Source organism: Mucilaginibacter pallidiroseus, assembly GCF_007846085.1.
GTDB lineage: Bacteria > Bacteroidota > Bacteroidia > Sphingobacteriales > Sphingobacteriaceae > Mucilaginibacter > Mucilaginibacter pallidiroseus.
In genome coordinates, this window is record NZ_VOEJ01000004.1 from 20673 (window position 1) to 42030 (window position 21358).

Consider the following 21358-nt stretch of genomic DNA (forward strand, 5'->3'; position numbering starts at 1 on the left):
TAATGTGGCTGAGCCATCGGCTCAAAATGTATAATTAACCAGTTAGAAGAGGCAAGGGATAACTATATCACTTGCCTCTTTTCTTAGTAAGCTAACCTTTACTTGCCTTTTAGCAGGCTCAATATCCTATCGAAGATCTCAGTGTTTTGATAGTTGCCAATAAAGTCTTGAGCATGCGGCCCATAGGCAAACACAGGCACGCTGACGCTGGTATGGTCGTTAGTGCTAAAGCTGCCGAAAACGCTGCCAGTTTTTGTAGATGCATCAAGCAAGGTTAGTCCGCCGGTTTCATGGTCGGCTGTTATAATAACCAGGGTTTGCCCGTCTTCGTCAGCAAATTTTATGGCGTCTGCAACCGTTTTGTCAAAGTCGTGCAGTTCGGTGATGACATATGGCAAATCATTAGCATGGCCGCCGTAATCAATCTGGGCACCTTCGCACATAATGAAAAAGCCTTTCTTGTTTGATGCTAACAGGGTGATGGTATGCTTTAAAGATTGCTGCAGCATATCGCCGCGGCCATTTTTCATGGGGCGCGTATCGGCATCTGCCAACAAAACCAACTGTTTGCCTGGTTTGCCTGTTTGTAATTGATCGAGCGAAGTGCTGATATTAAATCCTTTTAGCCGGATCTTAGCTTTCAATTGCTGGTCCGGGTTGTTAAAAAAGCTTTTTTGATTTGAGCCGATCAGCACATCTATGTTTGCCGTCAAAAGGTCGGCAGCAATAGCGGTTGATGCCGAGCGCTCGATGTTGTGCGCATAAAATGCGGCCGGGGTAGCATCGGTAATATCGCCGCTACTGATAATGCCACTTTTAATACCCAGGGGCGCTATCAAATCAGGCAGGTTAGGCAAGGGCTTGCCCTGCGCGTCCATCCCAATATACCTGTTATTGGTTTTTTGCCCTGATGCCATGGCAGTTGCCCCGGCGGCCGAGTCTGTATTATCCGCATTTGCGGCACGCGTTTGCGAAAGGCCGATATACTTTAATTGCAGCATGCTTAGCTGCCCGTGGTTGGCTGTTAATCCGGCCTGTATTTGCGCAGGGCCCATGCCATCCCCAATAAGTAAAATAATGTTTTTTACCTTTTTATTGCTGCCATCGCTTTTGTAAGTAGGTTTATAAACAGGGTAAGGATTTGGGTTGGCATATTCAAGCCGGGCCCGGTTTACAAAAAAATCGTGTAAAAGTTGCGGATGGTCGGTATTTATCCAATCTACGCCGAGTTTTTCCAGTTCAATCCAGGTGTTGGGGCTGTCTTGCGTGGCCCAAAACCTGAAAGGTTTGTGCACATTGTGAGCTGCGTTTACCAGGCTGCGCAATTTAAGCGAATCGGTGGGGGTCGGTGTTCCTTTACCGTTCCATTGAGTGTATTTTCCCAAATCATCACTTATCATGGCTACTTGTTTACGCTGCGCATCAGTGTACTTTATGTATGGGCGGCCGTCATAATAAATATAGGCAGGGTAATTGTCAAAGTTTCCAGGGGCGGGCATGTCGCCGCTAAGCACAAGGCGTACCGTATTCTTATTAGCGGCGTTATTGAATACCTGTTTATAAGACTCAATTTCTTTTATCAATTGTGGTATAACATGTTCATGATCTTCTTTAATATCAATAACCAGTTGCAGCTTGTAAGCGGTATCTGCATAGGGGCGGTTGCCATTCTTTTTAAAAAGGGCCGCGAGGGGTTTGAGATACAAATCGGTAAGTGTGCGGTCTCCCGCAATCTCTTTTCGCTCGTGGGCCACATAAAGTTTTCCGTTTAACAAATATACATCAGCTTCAATGGAACCTGCACCAGCATAGTAGGCTTGCAAAAAGGGAATATTCTGCTTATAGTCGTTGTGGCTGTGTGCGTGGTTTGCTGCGGGCGACTGTGCAACAGCTTTAAAAGTAAGGCATATTATACTTAAAGCAATTAATGAGATCTTATTTTTCAATACCGATATATTATAAAGATTAAGCCTGTAGCCGGATCATATCACTGTTTGTATAGGTACAACACAATACAGATACCCGCAAACTAATGTTTATGCTTTAAATTAATGTTATGTTTCCATAAATTATGTAAAGCCGGGCTTTCATGATGTTTACGCAACCGGTGTAGCAGCCGGTTTAAAATAAGTTTTGTAACTTAAGCCCAATACAAAACCGTTTGCCTTGAAAAAATCAATAATCCTGCTTCTTATACTTGGGTTTACATATACACTTGCACTTGCCCATCAAAAAGGCAGGTACGTAAAAGTAGAAACGCCTCAAGGCTGGTGTATAATAAAGCTATATAACGAAACACCCAAGCATCGCGACAATTTTATTAAACTGGTAAAAGCGCGTTATTTTGATGCTACTACGTTTAACCGCATCCTTAAAAAGTTCGTGATACAAGGCGGCGATCAGGATTCGCTATACGAAAAGGGCCGCACTTTAAAGCCTGAGCAAAAATGGATAGCGCCCGAGTTTGTATCCTCACTATATCACCGCAGAGGTGTAGTTGCAATGGGAAGAGACGACAATCCTGCGGAATCATCGTTCACCACGCAGTTTTATATTGTTGACGGCACAACATTTACCGATAAGCAGCTTGATGTAATTAAAGCAAAGTACAAGTATCATTTTACCGATGAGCAGCGCCAGGTTTATAAAACCATTGGCGGTACGCCGCATCTTGATGGCCATTACACCGTGTTTGGTGAAATTGTAAAGGGCATGGACCTGATTGATAAAATTACGGCTGTTAAAGTTGATAAGGCTGGTAACCCCGAAACACCTGTTTGGATGAAGCTTACTTTGCTTACACCCCGACAAGTTGCTGAAGAATTAAAATAACACTTAGGATATCTTAAGATCTACTTGTTCCAAAAACTGATTAAGATAAATAGTACGATAAGGAATACGCCAACCAAAGAGATAAGAAAAAGGTATTCGGCGTAGTCCTCGAGTCTTGTTTTCCGGGTACCATTATCCGTGCGTATGGATGCGAAGGATAATATGGATGATAGCAATAGCAGGAGTGCTACTATTGAGGTAAACTCATCCACAAAAGAGTTGGCTGTTTTATTGAAAACATGCAGCGAGCTTACTACCACCAGGCAAAAACCCATCAGGTTAACTGATGAATTGAGGATATGCTCTGATGTTTTATTGGTCATGACATGGTGCTTTGATAATGGAAGCTAATATAAAGTAGCGGTGGCTTAACATCAGCATTGTGCTATATAAGAGATCAATATTCAGGTAACGTGCCAGGGGCGGATGGATTGCATCGTGCCGAAAAGTTTAACAGTATTTTAACATTTTGTTTTCTTTTGATTGGATGATGTAATTTTTTAATTACATTAGGAATGAAATTATAATCAGTAGCACAATCATATCTGTATGAGGGGCTTTAATCTTAAACGACATCCGGGTTTAACTTTCGAAGAAGTTTTTGATGCATATAAACAACAGGTTTATACGCAGGTTTATGCCATTGCCAAATCCCACTATGCTGCCGAAGAAATAACGCAGGAGATATTTATAAAGCTTTGGATGAATGAAGATGCTTTAAAGGATGTTACCAACCTTGGCGGATACATTTATACCATAACGCGTAATTACGCTTTAAACTATCTGCGCAAGGCAGCCAGCGATACCCGTTTGGTTAACGAGCTAATGCGTGTTGCCGTTACCGACCATAATAATACTGAAGCCAGCATGGCCATTTCCGAATGCAAGCAGCTTATCTCAACTGCAGTTAACAACTTGTCTCCGCAACGCCAATTGGTTTATAAACTGAGTAAAGAAGACGGCTTAAATTATGATGAAATTGCGGAACATCTTAATTTATCAAAGCATACCGTAAAAAATCACTTAATGGCTGCGCTTAGTTTTATAAATACCTATCTCTCAAAAAATGGTGTAAATCCTACAATTGCCCTTATTTTTTCAGGTATATTGCTGTTTTAATCTTATTTAAATATGATTTTAAAGGAAAAGGTGTGTTATTTACACTAAGTAACTTAATAATCTTGCTTAAAATCAAATTTTAGTAACTTTTTTTGAGGTTTTACCTACTCATTTTTGGCTTAAAGTTAAATTTGATTCTGTCTCGCTAATTATTTGTTAAAATTTGTAAGGTTTTTTTTGATTTGGATTAGTCTGTTTGGTGTTTTGCTGTGTCTTTAGAGTATTAAGCAACATTAATGGACTCAAAGCAACGCAAATCTTACCTTTTAAATCAGTACATCAACAATAAATGTACAAAAGAGGAATTTGCCGAATTTTTGGAAGAAGTCAAGAGTTCCAAAAATTTCGATGATTTTAACGGCGCTATGCAGGAGCAGTGGGAGCAGGCATCCAACAAACATCACCAAAATGCCAATTGGGATACTATGCATAATAACATAGTGCTTAGGCTTTGGGCTCAAAAGAAGAGTAAGCTGCGACTAAAATATGCGGCGGTTATTGCATTTGTGGCCTGCGCCAGTGCATTCTTTTTTAATCACAAAGCTGATATCCAAGCTGAGATAAATTATGTGAGTCAGAAAACCGCCGCTGCACAAACCAGGGTGATACACCTCGCGGACGGTTCAACAATTACGCTTAACGCAAACAGCACTTTGCGTTATCCTGAAAATTTTAACGCTAAAAAGCGTGAGGTTTATTTAACAGGCGAAGCTTATTTTGAGGTGGCACATAATGCTGCAAAGCCATTTGTAGTTCACTCTGGCAAGTTAACAACAAATGTATTGGGCACATCATTTACGGTAAGCGCCTACGCAAAAAATCAGGCTATGAATGTTACGGTACTTACAGGCAAGGTTGCCGTTAAGAACGAAGAAAGTAAGGCGCTTGAAGTACTAACGCGCGGACACTGGGCCACTGTAAAACCTGGGCGCCAAAGCTTTGATACCGGCATGTTAGCCAACCCGGAAGATGCTATTGCCTGGCGCGATAATAAACTGATTTTTGACAATGCCAACCTTAATGATGTTGCAACTAAGTTAAGCAACAGGTTTGGCGTTAACATCCAGATAGATAGTGAGAAGCTAAGCAATCAGCGTATTACGGGTATTTTCCAAGGTCGTAGCTTGCCGGATATTCTGGGGGCGCTTACCAAGCTTACACACTCGCAATACAAGGTGCAGCAAAACACTTATATTATTAAATACTAACTAAACTAATTGATTTTAAACTAAACCCCTTAAGCCTATTGACTGAAAAAAGACACAAATAAAAAAAGGTTGAATGTGTTCCAGCACACCCAACCTTTAAGGGCTCGAGGCCCAACAAATTCATAGTTTCCCGTAAGGGTATTTCATCACTACAAATTTTGATCAAATATATGACAAATAAATCATTGTCCTTCAACTTGCTGTGCAAAGCACTCACACGGATAATAATTGTTACAACTATCTTCGCTGTCTGTATTAATCAGGTACAGGCAAGCAGCATCACCGCGCAAGATTTAAATACCCGCATAACACTAAATGTGGTTAATATGCCGGTAAAAAACGTACTCAAACAAATCAATAAAGAAACAAAGATCAGTTTTGTTTTCAGCAACGGTATTGTTAATGACCAGGAAGTAAGCCTGAGTGTAAAAAACGAACAGGTAAGCGTAGTTCTGAAAAAAATCCTTAACCCGATAGGAATGGATTACGCCATATCCGGAAGCGTAATTTTAATAGATAAAAAGCTGGTTGCCACAGCCGAAGCAGGATCAAAAATTGCCCCGGTTAAAGTGAGCGGCAAGGTGTCTGACGGTACCGGCCAGCCTTTGATTGGTGTTAGCGTAAAGGTAAAGAACTCAGGCATAGGGACGGTAACCAACGCCGATGGCCGTTACACGCTTACAACTCCCGACGAAAATGCTGTGTTGGTATTTTCGTATATGGGTTTTGTAACCCAGGAGATTGCCGTAGCTGGCAGGCAAACTATCGATGTAAAGCTTTTGGAAAATCAAAACAACCTAAACGAGGTAGTTGTAACCGCTTTGGGTATATCGCGCCAAAAGAAAGCACTTGCCTATTCAGTTACAGAAGTTAAAGGCGATGAGTTTACCCAAGCGCGTGAAAACAACGTAGCCAATGCCCTTACAGGTAAAGTTGCGGGTGTAAATGCCACCGGCTTATCAACCGGCCCAGGCGGGTCAAGCCGTGTTTTAATACGTGGTAATGGTTCATTATCGGGCAGTAACCAGCCACTTTATGTAGTAAACGGTATGCCTATTGATAACTCGGTACCGGGTGGTAGTGCAGCAACAAACGCAGGCGGCGGCAACGTTGACCGCGGCGATGGTATTGCAGGCATCAACCCTGACGATATCGAGTCAATCAGTGTACTTAAAGGTGGTACTGCTGCGGCCCTTTACGGTGCTCGTGCAGCAAACGGTGTTATATTAATTACAACCAAAAAGGGCCGTGCACAGCAAGGTATCGGTGTTGAATACAACACAACCTTTACTGCCGAAACCCCGGCTGTTTTCCCTGATTGGCAATATGAATATGGCCAGGGCGACGGCGGTGTAAAACCAATGACACTTGGGGCATCTCAAACAACTGGTCGCCGCTCGTTCGGTGCCAAAATTGACGGCTCACCATTCATTGGTTTAGATGGTAAGGAACATGCATACACTGCCCAGCGCGATAATATTAAAAACTTTTACCGCACGGGTACAACGTTCACCAATACGGTAGCCTTTACAGGTGGCAGCGAAGCGTTAACCTATCGTTTTTCAATGGCCGATTTAAATAGCAAAAGTATTTTGCCTAACAGCGGTTTCGATCGTAAAACGTTCAACTTAAACGTTAGCGGCAAACTAAGCAAAAAACTAAGCTTCGAAGCTTTAGCGCAGTATAACATCGAAACGGCCAAAAACAGAGCCAGTGCGGGTGATGCCTTGGGTAACCCTAACTGGACACCTTACATGATTGCCAATACCGAAGATATCCGCTGGTTATCGCCGGGTTATGATGCAAATAATAACGAAATCATGTGGAACGATGCATCTATCGCGTCAAACAGCTATTTCGTTGTAAACAAATATCAACAGCGCGACACCAAAAACAGGTTTATTGGCCAGGCAGGCGTAACGTATGAAATATTTAAGGACCTTTCATTAAAAGGCGTTGTTAGCCGTGACTTCTACTACTATAATTACAGCTACATTATACCTACAGGAACGTTGTACGTACCATTTGGTCAGTATAATGAGTTAAAGGCGGATGCATCAGAAACCAACGGTTTGTTAACGCTTAATTACACTAAAAAAGTTAAGGATTTCGGTATATCAGCTTTTGTAGGCGCCAATCAGCAGCGTTCGGTTTATAACCAAAGCAATATTGCAGGCAGTAACTACATCATACCTTACTTCTACAGTTCAACAAACTTATCCACTATATCTACCACGCCAACCAATAACAAAACGGCGATTAACTCTTTAATGGGTTCGGCAGATTTTAGCTTTAAAAACTTTGCATATTTAACAGTAACCGGCCGTCAGGATTGGTTCTCAACGCTTAGCCCGCAAAACAATACAATCTTCTATCCGTCGGTAGGTGGTAGCTTTGTACTGTCAGAAGCTGTGCGATTGCCGCAATCAATAAGCTATGCCAAGTTGCGTGCTTCATGGGCGCAGGTAGGTGGCGGTGCTCCTGATCCTTACCAGATCAACCAGGCATTCACCATGCTGCCAAGCTCGGGCCAGCCTTTGCAGGCAGTATCGAGCCCGATTATTACCAACATGAATTTGCGCCCCTATACATCAACCACAACAGAGGTGGGCGTTGAAGCACGTTTCCTAAATAACCGCGTAGGTTTTGATTTGACATTATACAACCGTAAAACAACAAATGATATCGTGTCAACGGCAATCACAGTTGCATCGGGTTATAATAATGTGTTATTGAATGTTGGGGAGCTTAGCAACAAAGGTATAGAGGGTTTGGTTACAGGTACACCTATTAAAACACCAAACTTTACCTGGAGCGCAAGCTACAACGTAGCTTACAACAAAAATGAGGTAGTAAGGCTTGCTGCCGGCCTTAACCAAATCCAAATGGCATCATCTGTTAACGGCTGGGGCTATATCAACAACATTGTAGGCCAGCCTTACGGTGCTATTGTTGGTACACGTATGCTTAAAAACGCTGCCGGCCAAACTGTTTTCAACGCAACAACAGGCTTACCTGTTGCCACTGGTTTGCAAACATTGGGTAACGGTGTAGCACCACTAACAATGGGTTTAACAAACGACTTCAAGTACAAAAGGTTCAGCCTCAATATTTTGGTTGATGGCAAGTTTGGCAACAAAATATTGTCGTTAATGGAGATATACGGTACCCGCCTTGGTTTAATGAAAACCACGCTGCCGGGCCGTGATGGCGGTTTGTTAATAAGCGGTGTTGATCAGGCCGGTAACGCCTATTCAAGAACAGTGCCTGTGGCAGATCTACGTACTTATTACGATAACTATAAGTCATACTCCGAACTGTTTTTGCATGATGCAAGCTTTGTAAAGCTGCGCCAGGTTATTTTAAGCTATGCCTTGCCAACAACAAGCCTTAAAAAGCTTGGCGTTCAGGGTGCTTCGGTATCACTTGTGGGCCGCAACCTGCTTACTATCTACAAACAGACCGACAACTTCGATCCGGAGTCGAGCTTTACAAACGGATCAAGCCAGGGTTTCGAGTCGTTTGGTTTGCCAAGAACCAGAAGCTTTGGTGTGAACCTTATGGTTAAGTTTTAATTAGATGAGTTATTGATGATCATTTAAAATGACAATTAACATGAAAAAAAATCTCCTTAAGTATATAACAGTTTGCTTGGCCGGCGGTATGCTCCTCCAGTCATGCGACAAGAATTTTGAGGCGCTTAACACAAATCCCAATGCATCGCCCAACCCTACGCCTGCCTATGTGTTTACAAAGGCACAGCTTGATGGAGCCGGTGATGTGCTGAACTTGTTGCATGGTACCATGCAGTATACCACAAGCTATAACGATGTGGCAGGCTTTGGTGCAAAATACGTGTTGGCCCAAAGCCAGCAATCATGGACAGTGTTTAACAATGCCTATCCAAAAGAGATCAATGAGATTACACAGGTTATAAATGCTGTTAAAGCCAATCCGGACCAGATAAACCTTTTATCTGCTGCCCGTGTATGGAGAGCATATTGCTTTAGCCGTGTTACAGATTTGTACGGGGATATACCTTATTCTGATGCTGCAAAGGGTTACACCGAAGCTATATACAAGCCTAAGTATGATGAGCAAAAAGCAATTTACGCAGATATGCTAAAAGAGCTTGATGAGGCTGCATCAGCATTCAATGCGAGCAATACCACAACATTTGGTGCGGCTGACCTTATGTATGCAGGGAATGTAACCAAGTGGAAAAAGTTCGCGTATTCCTTGATGCTGCGTTTAGCTATGCGCATGACCAAAGTAGATATAGCAGCTGCCGAAACATGGGCTAAAAAAGCAATTGCAGGCGGTGTGATAATTGACGATGCAGATATGGCCCGTGTAAACGGATATGTACTTGCCGGGCAGGACATCAATAAAAACCCCTTGGCCTTTAACTGGTTCAACTCAGATTACAGCAAAGCTGATGGTGTAAGCAACACAGAGGGTGGTAAATACCAGGACGTGTTCATCAATTATCTTAAAGATAATAAAGACCCGCGCCTGGCTGTGCTCTCGGTAGTTTGGGTTAATAAATTGGCAGATACTACTTCTGCTACGCAAAAAGGCATGTCGGCCAAGTTGGGTACCAAGCCGACGGACTTTGGTACATACTCTGAGCCTAATCCGGCAACTATATTGCAGCTCAACAGCCCATACCTGTTGCTTACCAACGCCGAAACAAACTTTTTGTTAGCCGAGGCTGCCTTGCGTGGGTGGTACTCTGCCGCAACGGCAAGTACTTTATATGAAAATGGTATAAGTGCGGCTATGCGCCAATGGGCACTTTTTGGCAGCGGAAATGCAGGCGTAATCAGCAGTAACCAAATCCAAACGTACATCAAATATCACAAGCTGAATACTGCGGGCAGTTTTGCACAGCAAATGGAGCAGATATACACCCAGTTTTGGGTTGGTGTTTTCCCTAACGCAACAGAAGTATTTGCAAGCTACAGGCGAACAGGTTACCCTGCGTTGGTACCAAACACTTATGTGGGTAATGCAACAGGTGGTAAAATATTCCGCAGATTCTTATACCCGGCAACAGAGCAAAACTTAAACGGCGAAAACTATAATGCTGTTATCGCTCGCCAGGGTCCTGATGAGTTCCTTACCCGCATGTGGTGGGATCGTCCATAATAGATTGATAAAGATCGTGTTCGTTAATTAGAGGGAATAGTCCCGCCGGAGAGCTACACCCGGCGGGCTATTTAAAGCCTTTGTATAAACATGCACATCTGTAAATATTTTAGTAACACATAAGCAAACCAAGCAATGGAAAGAAGATCTATCGTAAAAAAAATGCTGGCTTCTATAGCCGGTATCTCAGTTTTAGGTTTTGCAAAAGCAAGCCCTATACAAACTGCTGATGAGAAGGAAGTGAACAACGTAACAGAGTACGAAGATGTGCCGCTATTCTCTGGTTCAACCAGGTTAGGCAATATGATTTTCGTGGCCGGCAAGGGCGCGCACGTTGAGCCTTTTGAGATAAAGGCCCATACCGAGATCGTGCTGAAAGAACTTGAAACAGAGCTTAAAAAAGCAGGCTCATCAATGGAAAAGGTATTGAAGGTAAATGTTTACCTGAATGATATTGCCGACTACCAGGGTATGAACGAAGTATACAAAGGCCGTTTTGGCAAAAAACCACCGGTACGTACTACGGTTGCTGTTGCAAAAGGCGGTGTACCCGGCAACTCGCTTGTCGAGATGGATTGCATTGCATACGTATAGTTTGCTTCTTATCCCTTTTTAAAATTTAATAATGAAACGCAGAAACGTATTAAAGAGCCTTTCCATACTTCCATTTACGGGAGCACTGGCTGCAAGGGCATCTTCAAAAAATATATTGACCGAGGTAGCAGCAGCCCCTAAACGTGATTTGTTTGAGGAACTTGGCGTAACACCTGTAATCAATGCATCAGTTACCATGACCTTTTTATCGGGCTCCCTGATGCTGCCCGAGGTTTTGGAAGCCATTAATTCTACCGCTCATGATTTTGCCAACATGTATGAGTTGCAGGATAAAGTAGGCGGTAAAATTGCAGAAATGCTGAATGTGGAAGCAGCCATGGTAACATCAGGCGCAGCCTGCGCAATGTTGCTGGGCACTGCAGCTTGCATTACCGGCACCGATGCCGAAAAAATAAAGATGCTGCCAAACCTGCCCGGCCCAAGGCCCGAGGTGATCATGCAAAAGTCGCACAGGTATTTGTTTGACCAGGCAATAAGCACAACAGGGGCAAAAATTATGGAGGTTGAGGGTGCCGATGAAATGGCCAAAGCCATAAACAGCAATACAGTAATGGCTCTGTTTTTTAACGCTGCCGAAAAAAGCAGCATTACCCATCAGGATTTTTTAAAGGTTGCAAAGGCGAAAAAGATCCCAACCTTTTTGGATGCTGCTGCGGATGTGCCACCGGTTGAAAATCTTTTCAAGTTTCAAAAAATGGGATTTGACCTGGTAACTTTCTCGGGCGGTAAAATGATGCGCGGCCCGCAAAGCGCCGGATTGCTATTTGGCCGTAAAGACCTTATAACCGCTGCAAGGCTAAACCATAGCCCGCACGAGGCGCCAATTGGCCGGCCAATGAAGGTTAACAAAGAAGAAATGTTTGGCATGTATGCCGCATTAAAATCATACCTGGAGCGCGACCATAAAAAGGAATGGGCCGACTGGTTGCAGCGTACCAAAACAATAGGTGCAAAGTTAGAGACCTTGCCATCGGTAAAAACCAAAACAGTTGTTGATCCGGGCCCTGCAAACGCTTTCCCGAGTTTATTTGCAAGTTGGGATAAAGCCAAGATAGGTACCTCGCCAAGAGAGGTGGTAAAGGCACTTAAGGATGGCACACCAAGTATAGTTGCTAATGACAAAGGCGACTCGCTGGTAATTGGGGTTGTGCTATTACGGCCAGACCAAATTGATGTTGTGGCGGGTCGCGTAAAAGAAATATTGCAAAAAGCTGTAATTGCTTAATTATGCATTAAAACCCGAGGGGGATAAATCATTGATTTTCTTGCTTTCCTGCAGAACGGACAACCTGTAAACTGGCCCGAACGGGATAGCTATTTTTAAAATTTTGGATGATGTTGAAGAAGAATATTGTTGTTTTAATGTTGGGTTTGGCAGGTTTGCTTGGCGTAGCGCATGCCCAAACATATAGCATTGTAATAAAAGGGGGGCACGTTATCGACCCTAAAAATAATATTGACGGCTTGATGGATGTTGCCATAAACGATGGCAAGATTGCAAAGGTTGCAAAAGATATTGACGCAAAAGATGGCAGGCAGGTAGTTGACGCAAAAGGGCTTTATGTAACGCCCGGCTTGATAGATATCCACACGCACAATTTTTTTGGTACCCAGCCCGATCATCAGTATGAAAACGGCAACCTGGCCCTGCCGCCTGATGGTTTTACTTTCAGGAATGGGGTTACAACTGTTGTTGATGCAGGTAGTTCGGGCTGGCGCACTTTTCCTACGTTTAAGGCCCAAACTATTGATGAATCGCAAACGCGTGTATTGGCATTCATCAACATTGTGGGTGAAGGCATGCGTGGGGGTTACGAGCAAAACCTGAACGATATGGACCCTAAGATGTCTGCCCTGGTGGCGCGTAAGTACAAAAAGTATGTGGTAGGTTTTAAACTTGCCCACTACGAGGGCCACGACTGGACACCAGCCGACCGCGCCGTTGAGGCAGGTAAGTTGGCAGGCGGCCTGCCTGTAATGGTTGATTTTGGCGGCAGCGTACCGCCGTTGCCATTAGAAGAATTATTTATGAAGCACCTGCGCCCCGGCGATATATTTACGCATTGCTTTGGGCAGCTTAACGGGCGCGAGTACATTGTAGATTTGAAGACGCAAAAAGTAAAACCATTTGTATGGGAGGCCCGCAAAAAAGGGATAGTATTTGATGTAGGCTATGGTGGTATCAGCTTTGCCTACTCACAGGCCATACCGGCTATTAAAGACGGCTTCTTTCCTAATTCTATAAGTACGGATATCCATACTGGCAGCATGAACAATGCTATGAAGGATATGCTTACTACCATGTCGAAATTCCTGGCTATGGGTATGGAGTTAAAAAGTGTGATCAAGGCATCGACCTCAAACCCGGCTGCCGAAATTAAAAGAGAAGAATTAGGTAACTTGTCGGTAGGTGCCGAGGCTGATGTTGCTGTGCTGAATGTACGTGAGGGCAAGTTTGGCTATTTCGACTACACCGGGCGCAAGGTTGAGGCGACCAAGAAGCTTGAGTGCGAACTAACCCTGCGTGCAGGCAAAATAGTTTATGATTTAAATGGCATTGTAACGCCAATGGTGCTATCAAAGTAAAGTGTGCAATGGCTGCATTATAACCAGGTGCAGCCATTTATATAAACCTGTTTTAACCAATTATAATGAAGATAAATTTACTGGCCACCGGTGTGCTGCTGTCAGCCGCGTTATTGGGCAACTCGCTTAAAGCGCAAACCATAAGTAAAGACGAACTGCTTTTCCTGACGTCTGAATGGAAAGGCGAACGTTTTAAAGATGGCCGCCCCAAAATATCCGATGCCTTGATAGAGCGTGCTAAAAACGTGGGCATTGAAGAAGCCTGGACAGTTTTGCGCAACGAAGGTTACAACAACCAGTTTGAAGGAGGATGGAAAACAGTTAATGATAACCCGGTGGTTGGCCGTGCTGTTACGGCCATGTTTATGCCTACCCGGCCGGATATTGAAAAAAATATAAAAGCACGCGGCACCAAGCAGGGACAAAAGGGCAACACCAATGCATGGCCTATCGATGTACTTACCAAAGGCGATGTTTACGTTGCCGATGGCATGGGCAAGATAAAAGCGGGTACGTTGATTGGTGATAACCTGGGTAATTCCATTTTTAGCAAAACAGGTGCAGGCGTAATTTTCGATGGTTCGGCGCGCGACCTCACGGGCCTGGCAAAAATAGAAGGCTTTAATGCTTACGTGCGCGATTTTGATCCATCATATTTAGATGAGGTAGTGTTGATGGGGCTGAATACGCCCATACGTATAGGCCATGCCGTGGTATTGCCAGGTGACTTGGTAATATCTGATCGTGAAGGTGTTTTGTTTATCCCGGCCCACATGGCCGAAAAAGTTATTGCTACGGCAGAGTTTATTGGCCTGCGCGATAAGTTTGGGCAGGCCATGCTTAAAGCAGGCACTTACACCACAGGCGAGATTGATAGCCAGTGGACACCGGCCATAAAAGATGCTTTTATTAAATGGCTCGATAAAAACCCCGGCGAAATGAAAATGACTCGTGCGCAGCTCGACGCGTTTATGGAAAAACGTACTTGGTAACCGGTTGATCGTATTATCACATATCTCACACAAAAATGAAAACGATCAACATTTTTAAAATATTAGCCGTTTTGGCTACCCTAAGTTTGTTTGGCGCATTGGGCTTAACCATAAGCGGCGGCATAGAACAAGCCGGGCCGCTTTATATAGCAGCGTTTTTATTGCTGGCCATATCTTTCAGAGGCTTTAAGCTGCTTAAGGGCTTTTCGTACACTGTAGTAATATTCGCTGCGGTAACTACTGCGCTCTATTATCCACAATACTTCATCACGGTAAATGGCTTTAAGCTATCTGCACTTATTACGCCACTCATCCAGATCATTATGTTTGGTATGGGCACATCCATGAGCGTAGCCGATTTTGCTGGCGTTATTAAAATGCCAAAGGGTGTTTTTATTGGGGTTTTCAGCCATTTTTTAATTATGCCTTTGCTTGGCTTTACGCTGGCCAGTATCAGCGGCTTCCCGCCCGAAATTTCGGCAGGCATCATACTTATTGGCTGCTCACCAAATGGCATGGCATCAAACGTAATATCGTACCTGGCCAAAGCAAACCTGGCATTATCTATTACAATTACAGCAGTATCTACCATGCTGGCTCCTTTTTTTACGCCATTGCTGATGAAACTGCTTGGCGGGGCCTTTATCAAAATAGATGTATTAACCATGATGTGGGATATTTTTAAAATGGTTATTATCCCGATAGGGGCAGGTATTTTATTTAATAAATATTTACTAAAACGTGCCAGGTGGCTGGAGGTGGTTATGCCGATAGTATCAATGGTGGGTATTGCGCTTATTATTGTTGTGATTACCGCTGCCGGTCGCACAAGCCTTTTAAACATAGGTTTTATGCTGATTTTGGTAGTATTGGTGCACAACCTACTGGGGTATACCCTGGGTTATTGGGCGGGACGACTCTTTAAAATGGACGAACGCGATTGCCGAACCATGGCCATTGAAGTGGGCATGCAAAACGGCGGGCTGGCATCTGGCCTGGCAAAGGAGATGGGCAAAATGGCAACTGTTGGCCTTGCGCCGGCAGTATTTGGTCCGCTTATGAATATTACAGGCTCGTTACTGGCTACTTACTGGCACCGCAAACCGCTCGATAAGACTTATGAGGACGAGGAGGTAAGAAAGCATTAAAGTATTAGATGGTAAGCGCCATGTCGATCTTGTCGAAACGCGTAAGATAAGCCATTATCTTAGCCTTTGACAAGAAAATGCTGGCGCTTTCCTTTCTTCTATTCTACTATAATTTCCTAGTGAATATCCATAAATATGATAGGATTACAGTAAAATAAAACGGGCCCAGTGTTACCGGGCCCGTTTTATTTTTTTAAATTCTAAAATTTAGTGAGATGTAAGGGTACCAGCCCTCTTCGGAGTGCCCTGCTAAAACCTGCAATACCGTTAAACCAGCCGGCGAAAAGTATACGCCGCCACCCACACCCTGGTGCCACTTGTCGGAGTTGTCATGGTCTGACCATACACGGCCCGCATCATAAAAACCTGAAAGGCCCAGTTGCCCGGGGATGATATAGCTTGCAATATTAGCCAGTTTTATGCGGCCCTGCAGGTTGTTAAACACCATGTGCTTGCCTGCAAAACGGTACTGTAAATAGCCTAACAAGTTACCCTGCCCGCCCAAAAATAGCGACTGGTAAAAGGCCGGGCTACCAAATGTTACGCCACCGCCAATACGATCGGACAGTACAACCGACCCATTGCTGGTGATTTTTTGATAAAAGGAAAACTCCGGCCTTATTTGAAGGTACGAGCGCGAGGCATTGTTTAAGCCGCCGTAACCCTGCGCCCAGATATTGATGAAATAGCCACCAACCGGTAATACACCGCCCTTGCGTTTATTAGTTATAAGGTTGATAGATGCCCCCAGGTGGTATCGGTCTTTATCAACTGTAAGGCTGTCATACGAGCCTATCTGCGAGCTGTTGAAGATAAACCTCCCCGCATTATCCTCTACATTTAAGTGATAATACTGAAACGACGGACCTGCGCTAATGGTTGTGCTTTTGCCTAAACGCCAGCGTAAGGCGGGGTCAAGTTCCACGGTATTGAAACGGGTGCGGTAGTACCTGCGGTATGCCGGGATGGCCTTATTAAGTACCGTGCCGTTACCAACACCAAAAAAGTTCATGGTATTATCAGGCGCTTGTATGTAAGCCTGCATAGTTATGTCAGCCTTGCCCAAAGCTTGTATCCACTCGCCGTTATAGCGTATTCTGAAAGCGTCTGTAGCAAAAGCATGCAGCACCAGTAGTTGTTGTGTACTGGTGTACGGTAACTTACGAAAACCATCACGTTTGGTGTATTTGGCACCAACGCCTAATAAAACACCGTCATCGGCGTTAATGGCCGCTGTTGCAAGCGGCATCCAAAAATTATATGGATTGGTTTGCACAAAGCGCGTGTTCATGGTATCGGCATCAAGGTGCTTTTTAAAGCTGCCCTGCGGGCCCTCAAACTTAGCTGAAGGCTGGGCGTAAACCCTTACCTTGTTTTGTGATTGTACTACATTGTAAACCTTGTTACCCTCGGCACCAACCACCCTGAGCTTAATGGTCGACGTTGTGTTGTTGATAATTACCTGGTCATCCCCGGCTGATGTATACAGGCGGATTTCCTCAGTGTATTTAGGGCTATAAGTGGTTGCCATCAACGTGTCCTTAACTTCCCCCTCCTTATTTATTTTGTTAACCAGTACATAAAGGCTGCTATCGGGCATGCCGGTAATAGTTACCTTTTCATTTTTATCGCTCAGCCTTATATCCGGAACGCTGTATATCAATTTGTAATATTTGTCCATAGCCGCAGGTAAGTTATCCCGGCGGGCTTTAAGCTTGGCTAATAGTACATCATGCCCCATTTTATAAGTGGGCGGCGGCAGGCGGCGCAAGCCGGCCTCAAGTACCTCATCGGTTTCGGCGCGTACAAAGTCATTTACTATGGCCATGTATTGCTCATGCGTCATCTGGGCGGCTGGGTAGGGGTTACCAAAGCGCGTCTTGTAAAGGTTATATTTTGCATGTGGCAGGTCTGGCGTAAAATCACCTAACAGCGGGTTTAACCAGGGCATTGCCGCAATATCCGGAAACAAACCCTCCTCGAGATGAAAAACCTGGTCGCGGTCGCGGGGAACGGCTACGTACATTTTTCCTGATCCCTTTTGCTTATCGGCCCATCGCCACTGGTCTTCATGCCTGTCCCAGTCACCAACCAAAAGGTCGAGCATACGGGCGCGTAAAAAGCCTTCGCCGTCAAATGTGTTGTCGTTGTCTTCCTTAAGTTTTTCCAGCATCTTTATGGTGTTGTCCGAGTCGCCTTCCGGCTCACGCTCTTCCAGCAGGCAAACGGTGTTCACAAAAAGCTTGCTGTATTCGCCAAGCGCCTTGTCTGCAGCTACAACGCCAATAACAGGGTTTGTATGAGGCACGCGTGCGGCTTTGGCCAGCGGTGGCATAACCAGTGCCGAAAAAGGATGCTGCCCGCTTAAAGCATCATCAAGCCAATCTACCGCAAATGTTTCGCGTAAAGCTTCGGGTAAAAGTTTATCAGGGGTTTTTTCAACTGTGCGCAATACCCATTCCTTGCCGGTTCTATCTTTTAACCGTAACGACTTTGACTGCATTCCGCCGCCTTCTTTCTCTATCTTGAGTCCGCCCGCTACGTCAGATAAACGGATAACAGGGAGTTTTACGGCTGCAGCCCATTCCTTACGGTAATTGGTGCCGAAAAAGAATTTGTGTATGCTGCCAACACTATCATACTTAGGATGCACTTTTACGGTGACACTGTCCTTGAATAGAGGCTTGGGCGATTGCTGGGCATGCGCACTTAGCGCAGCCGCAGGTAATAATATGGTGAGTAGGTGTAGTTTTTTAATCATGGGGCAAGGTTTAGTACAAAGTTATTGTTTGCGCTTGAATAACAATAAGTTACCAGGCGAAATCTCGTCGCCTTCATTAGAGATATACAGGTTTGCCTGGCTGTCAAAAGCGATGCCTTCTGCCTGGCGAAAGTATTTTGGATTGATGGGATAGGCACCAACCGGATTCCAGTTCCTATCTAACACCACCAGCAGTTTATTTATTGACGACACCACATACCATTCGCCGGTAACAGGGTTTTTGGCCATTGCCGATGGACGGAACTTTAATTTATCATCATCAAGAAATGAAGTGATCTTTTTAACGTCGATATTAAATGTCCCTGTTTTGCTGATATCGCCTTGTGCTGATAGACTAAGCGTATAACCCGGGCTATCTTTTTTGTTGTCACTATTAGGGCTTTGCTTACATAGTACATATAAGGTATTACCGTCAGCAAAAAGGCTTTCATACTCACCTTTAGGCAATATCTTTTTGGCTTCTTTTACATTGTTGGCCTTGTTGCCGTTTACTTCGCTTAGCTTAAACGAAAAGAAGGAGCCGTCGCTACGCATAACCACCGCAAAGCCGTTCACTATAGCCAGGTCTTCGTAATCGCCACTTTTGCCAAAGCTTATTCGTTTGGCTTTCTTATCGCCGGGTTTTAGGGTGTAAATGTTGCCATCCTCGTCCTGTTGGGCATAAAGCAGGGCATTGTTTCCTTTGTCAAATGCAATACCTGATATCTCTAACAAGTCCGACGGCATATCGTATTTAAAAGGATTTTCAAGATCATATGCAAATGCGTTGGCTGCTTTTTCCATAGCCTGGCGCTTGGCTTCCTTTTTTGCTTCTTTCTTGGTATCCTGGCTGCACGCTGCTGTAAAAAAGCAGGCTGCTGCGAGGCAGGTGTAAGTAATCAATTTTTTCATACAGATGTTTTTAGGTACTGGTAAATGGCCTGCTGCGATTGCACGAGTGGCCCGTTTGCCTGCGGCTTTACCTGGTTTAAGTGTTCGTCAATCATTACAGCCTTAACATTATCTTGCAGTTGCAGGTTTATAAGGTCTGTAATTTGCTGCTTAACGGCACCGTCATAAACCGGGAAACAAATCTCGATGCGGTTATAAATGTTTCGGTTCATCCAATCTGCCGATCCCATATAAATTTCGGGGAAGCCATTGTTGCCAAATATAAATATTCTGCCATGTTCAAGGTAGCGGTCAACTATACGCTTAACGCTAATATTATCGCTCATGCCGGCAACACCAGGAATGATACAGCAAATGCCACGGATAATGAGCGAAATCTTGACACCAGCCTGCGATGCCTCGTACAGCTTATCAATCATTACCTTTTCTTCCAGGTTGTTCATCTTGATGGTGATTGATGCCGGAAGGCCCTGTTTCGCAAAGGCAATTTCCCTGTCAATCAGTTCCAAAAATTTGGTTTGCAGGTTAAAGCCTGCCACCAGTAAATGGCTGAAATGAATTTGGTTATCCTTGCCTGGTTTTTGCCGTTTGGAAAGAAAAATGAACAAAAGCTCCACCTCGCGCAGTAGCGTATGGTTGGTGGTAAGCAGTATATGGTCGGTATAAAAGCGGGCGGTGCCTTCGTTTAAATTGCCGGTAGCCAGCAAGCCCGAGTAGCTTAACCTATCGCCAATACGGGTTTTCACCAGCGCAATTTTTGCATGTACTTTTAAGGCGGTTACGCTGTAAATAATTTCGGCACCGGCGTTTTTTAGCTTTTTGGCCCACTTAAGATTATTGGCTTCATCAAACCGGGCCTTAAGTTCAACCAATACCTTAACTTTTTTGCCGCTTTTTGCAGCGCTGATAAGTGCATTCACTATACGTGAATCACTGGCAACGCGGTACAGCGTAACGTTTATTTCCTCCACATCAGGATTAGCTGCGGCCTCGTTAAAAAAGCGCAGTATGGTACCGTATGATTGGTATGGTGCGTTGACGAGCAAGTCGGAATTGGCAATTGCCGCCACAAGTGGCTCCGAGTTGGATAGGTTTAAATCGATAGCCGGTTGCTTCGGGTATAAAAGCGTAGGGTTGTTTACGGGCAAGGCGCTAAAATCTTTTAAGTTATGATAGTTGCCGCCTTCAACCGTGTTCGCGTTTTTAAGCCCCAGGTAATCCTGCAATTGCTCAAGTATCCTTAACGGCATGCCGCTCTGGTATAAAAAGCGTGTTGCCAAACCCTGGTCGCGTTTTAATAGCTGGCGTTCTATCTGTTCAGACAGTTCGCCCGGATATTCGTCCTTAAGGTCAAGCTCCGCATCACGGGTAACCTTAATGCTGTAGCAACCTTCAATGCTTATGCCCTTAAAAAGCTTATCGAGGTTGTTGCGGATAATATCGTCAATAAAACATATTACCTGCCCGTCGGCATCGGTAGTGCCGAAAAAGCGGGCCAACTCGTCGGATGGGATATTCAGCAGTACCAATCGGCAATTATCAGCTTCTTTTAACTCGATAACAAAGTACAGTTTATTATTTTCAGGGAAATAGGCGGTATCCTTATCAAGCGTAACAGGCTGTAAAAAAGCCAGTATCTCGGTCAAAAAATAATCTTCGGTAGCTTTAATGAGCTCATTGGGTATGGACTGATTATATAATAGCTTTACACCGTTGGCCTTTAAGCCGGGTATAAGGTGTGTAGTAAGTAACTGGCCAAAGCGGTTTTGCTGCTGCAGTACAAGGTTGTTTACCTGGTCAAGTATGTCAGTCTGCTTCTCCTCATCAATATCATTATCCTTTTTGCTGATCTTTTTCAACGCACGCAAAACGGGGTAACGAACGCGATAGAACTCATCGAGGTTTGATGAGTAAATGGACAGGAATTTGATACGCTCAACCAGTGGCACCGCATCAGACGCGGCTTCTTCAAGCACGCGGCCGTTAAAGCTTAACCAGCTAACATCCCTGTTAAAGTATTGTGGCTGGGGCATA

15 protein-coding genes are annotated in these 21358 nt (G+C 44.3%); 10 read left to right on the top strand and 5 right to left on the bottom strand.

Annotated features, from left to right (window positions below):
- Nucleotides 1-98: 98 nt before the first annotated feature.
- Complete coding sequence (locus tag FPZ43_RS09395) at nucleotides 99-1946, bottom strand: alkaline phosphatase (RefSeq protein ID WP_261381041.1); 1848 nt, start codon at nucleotides 1944-1946, stop codon at nucleotides 99-101.
- 220 nt (nucleotides 1947-2166) lie between these two features.
- On the opposite strand from FPZ43_RS09395, the gene FPZ43_RS09400 reads away from it, so the two are divergent.
- Complete coding sequence (locus tag FPZ43_RS09400; RefSeq protein ID WP_146381670.1) at nucleotides 2167-2832, top strand: peptidylprolyl isomerase; 666 nt, start codon at nucleotides 2167-2169, stop codon at nucleotides 2830-2832.
- A 20-nt stretch (nucleotides 2833-2852) separates the two neighbouring features.
- On the opposite strand, the gene FPZ43_RS09405 is transcribed toward FPZ43_RS09400, so the two are convergent.
- Nucleotides 2853-3155, bottom strand: coding sequence for a hypothetical protein (locus FPZ43_RS09405; RefSeq protein ID WP_146381671.1), 303 nt, complete (start codon nucleotides 3153-3155; stop codon nucleotides 2853-2855).
- Nucleotides 3156-3381: 226 nt separating this feature from the next.
- Here FPZ43_RS09405 and FPZ43_RS09410 point away from each other — a divergent pair, with 226 nt between their 5' ends.
- The 9 genes from FPZ43_RS09410 to FPZ43_RS09450 all read left to right on the top strand — a co-directional run bounded on the left by FPZ43_RS09410 (nucleotide 3382) and on the right by FPZ43_RS09450 (nucleotide 15651).
- Nucleotides 3382-3951 carry an RNA polymerase sigma factor gene (locus tag FPZ43_RS09410; RefSeq protein WP_146381672.1) on the top strand — a complete coding sequence of 190 codons (570 nt, stop codon included), beginning with the start codon at nucleotides 3382-3384 and terminating at the stop codon, nucleotides 3949-3951.
- A gap of 236 nt (nucleotides 3952-4187) precedes the next feature.
- Nucleotides 4188-5159: a FecR family protein gene (locus tag FPZ43_RS09415; RefSeq protein ID WP_146381673.1), complete on the top strand. Its 972-nt coding sequence runs from the start codon at nucleotides 4188-4190 to the stop codon at nucleotides 5157-5159.
- Nucleotides 5160-5485: 326 nt separating this feature from the next.
- Nucleotides 5486-8734, top strand: a complete 3249-nt coding sequence (locus FPZ43_RS09420; RefSeq protein WP_146381674.1) for a SusC/RagA family TonB-linked outer membrane protein — start codon at nucleotides 5486-5488, stop codon at nucleotides 8732-8734.
- 40 nt (nucleotides 8735-8774) lie between these two features.
- On the top strand, nucleotides 8775-10310 hold the full coding sequence (locus FPZ43_RS09425; RefSeq protein WP_146381675.1) for a SusD/RagB family nutrient-binding outer membrane lipoprotein: 1536 nt from the start codon (nucleotides 8775-8777) through the stop codon (nucleotides 10308-10310).
- 135 nt (nucleotides 10311-10445) lie between these two features.
- Nucleotides 10446-10904, top strand: a complete 459-nt coding sequence (locus FPZ43_RS09430; RefSeq protein ID WP_146381676.1) for a RidA family protein — start codon at nucleotides 10446-10448, stop codon at nucleotides 10902-10904.
- Nucleotides 10905-10935: 31 nt separating this feature from the next.
- Nucleotides 10936-12150, top strand: coding sequence for an aminotransferase class V-fold PLP-dependent enzyme (locus FPZ43_RS09435; protein WP_146381677.1), 1215 nt, complete (start codon nucleotides 10936-10938; stop codon nucleotides 12148-12150).
- A 110-nt stretch (nucleotides 12151-12260) separates the two neighbouring features.
- A complete protein-coding gene (locus FPZ43_RS09440) occupies nucleotides 12261-13511 on the top strand; it encodes an amidohydrolase/deacetylase family metallohydrolase (protein WP_146381966.1) in 1251 nt (416 codons plus the stop codon).
- 65 nt (nucleotides 13512-13576) lie between these two features.
- Complete coding sequence (locus FPZ43_RS09445; protein ID WP_146381678.1) at nucleotides 13577-14503, top strand: RraA family protein; 927 nt, start codon at nucleotides 13577-13579, stop codon at nucleotides 14501-14503.
- 35 nt (nucleotides 14504-14538) lie between these two features.
- Complete coding sequence (locus FPZ43_RS09450) at nucleotides 14539-15651, top strand: bile acid:sodium symporter family protein (RefSeq protein ID WP_186461801.1); 1113 nt, start codon at nucleotides 14539-14541, stop codon at nucleotides 15649-15651.
- Between the two features lie 193 nt (nucleotides 15652-15844).
- Here the strand turns inward: FPZ43_RS09450 and FPZ43_RS09455 are convergent, their stop codons facing one another.
- From FPZ43_RS09455 to ppk1, 3 genes are read right to left on the bottom strand one after another with little or no spacing between them, the layout of a single operon-like run.
- Complete coding sequence (locus tag FPZ43_RS09455; protein ID WP_146381679.1) at nucleotides 15845-18412, bottom strand: BamA/TamA family outer membrane protein; 2568 nt, start codon at nucleotides 18410-18412, stop codon at nucleotides 15845-15847.
- Between the two features lie 21 nt (nucleotides 18413-18433).
- Complete coding sequence (locus FPZ43_RS09460; protein WP_146381680.1) at nucleotides 18434-19324, bottom strand: SdiA-regulated domain-containing protein; 891 nt, start codon at nucleotides 19322-19324, stop codon at nucleotides 18434-18436.
- Complete coding sequence (gene ppk1, locus FPZ43_RS09465) at nucleotides 19321-21357, bottom strand: polyphosphate kinase 1 (RefSeq protein WP_146381681.1); 2037 nt, start codon at nucleotides 21355-21357, stop codon at nucleotides 19321-19323. The genes FPZ43_RS09460 and ppk1 overlap by 4 nt, the downstream gene beginning before the upstream one ends.
- Between the last annotated feature and the right edge of the window lies 1 nt (nucleotide 21358).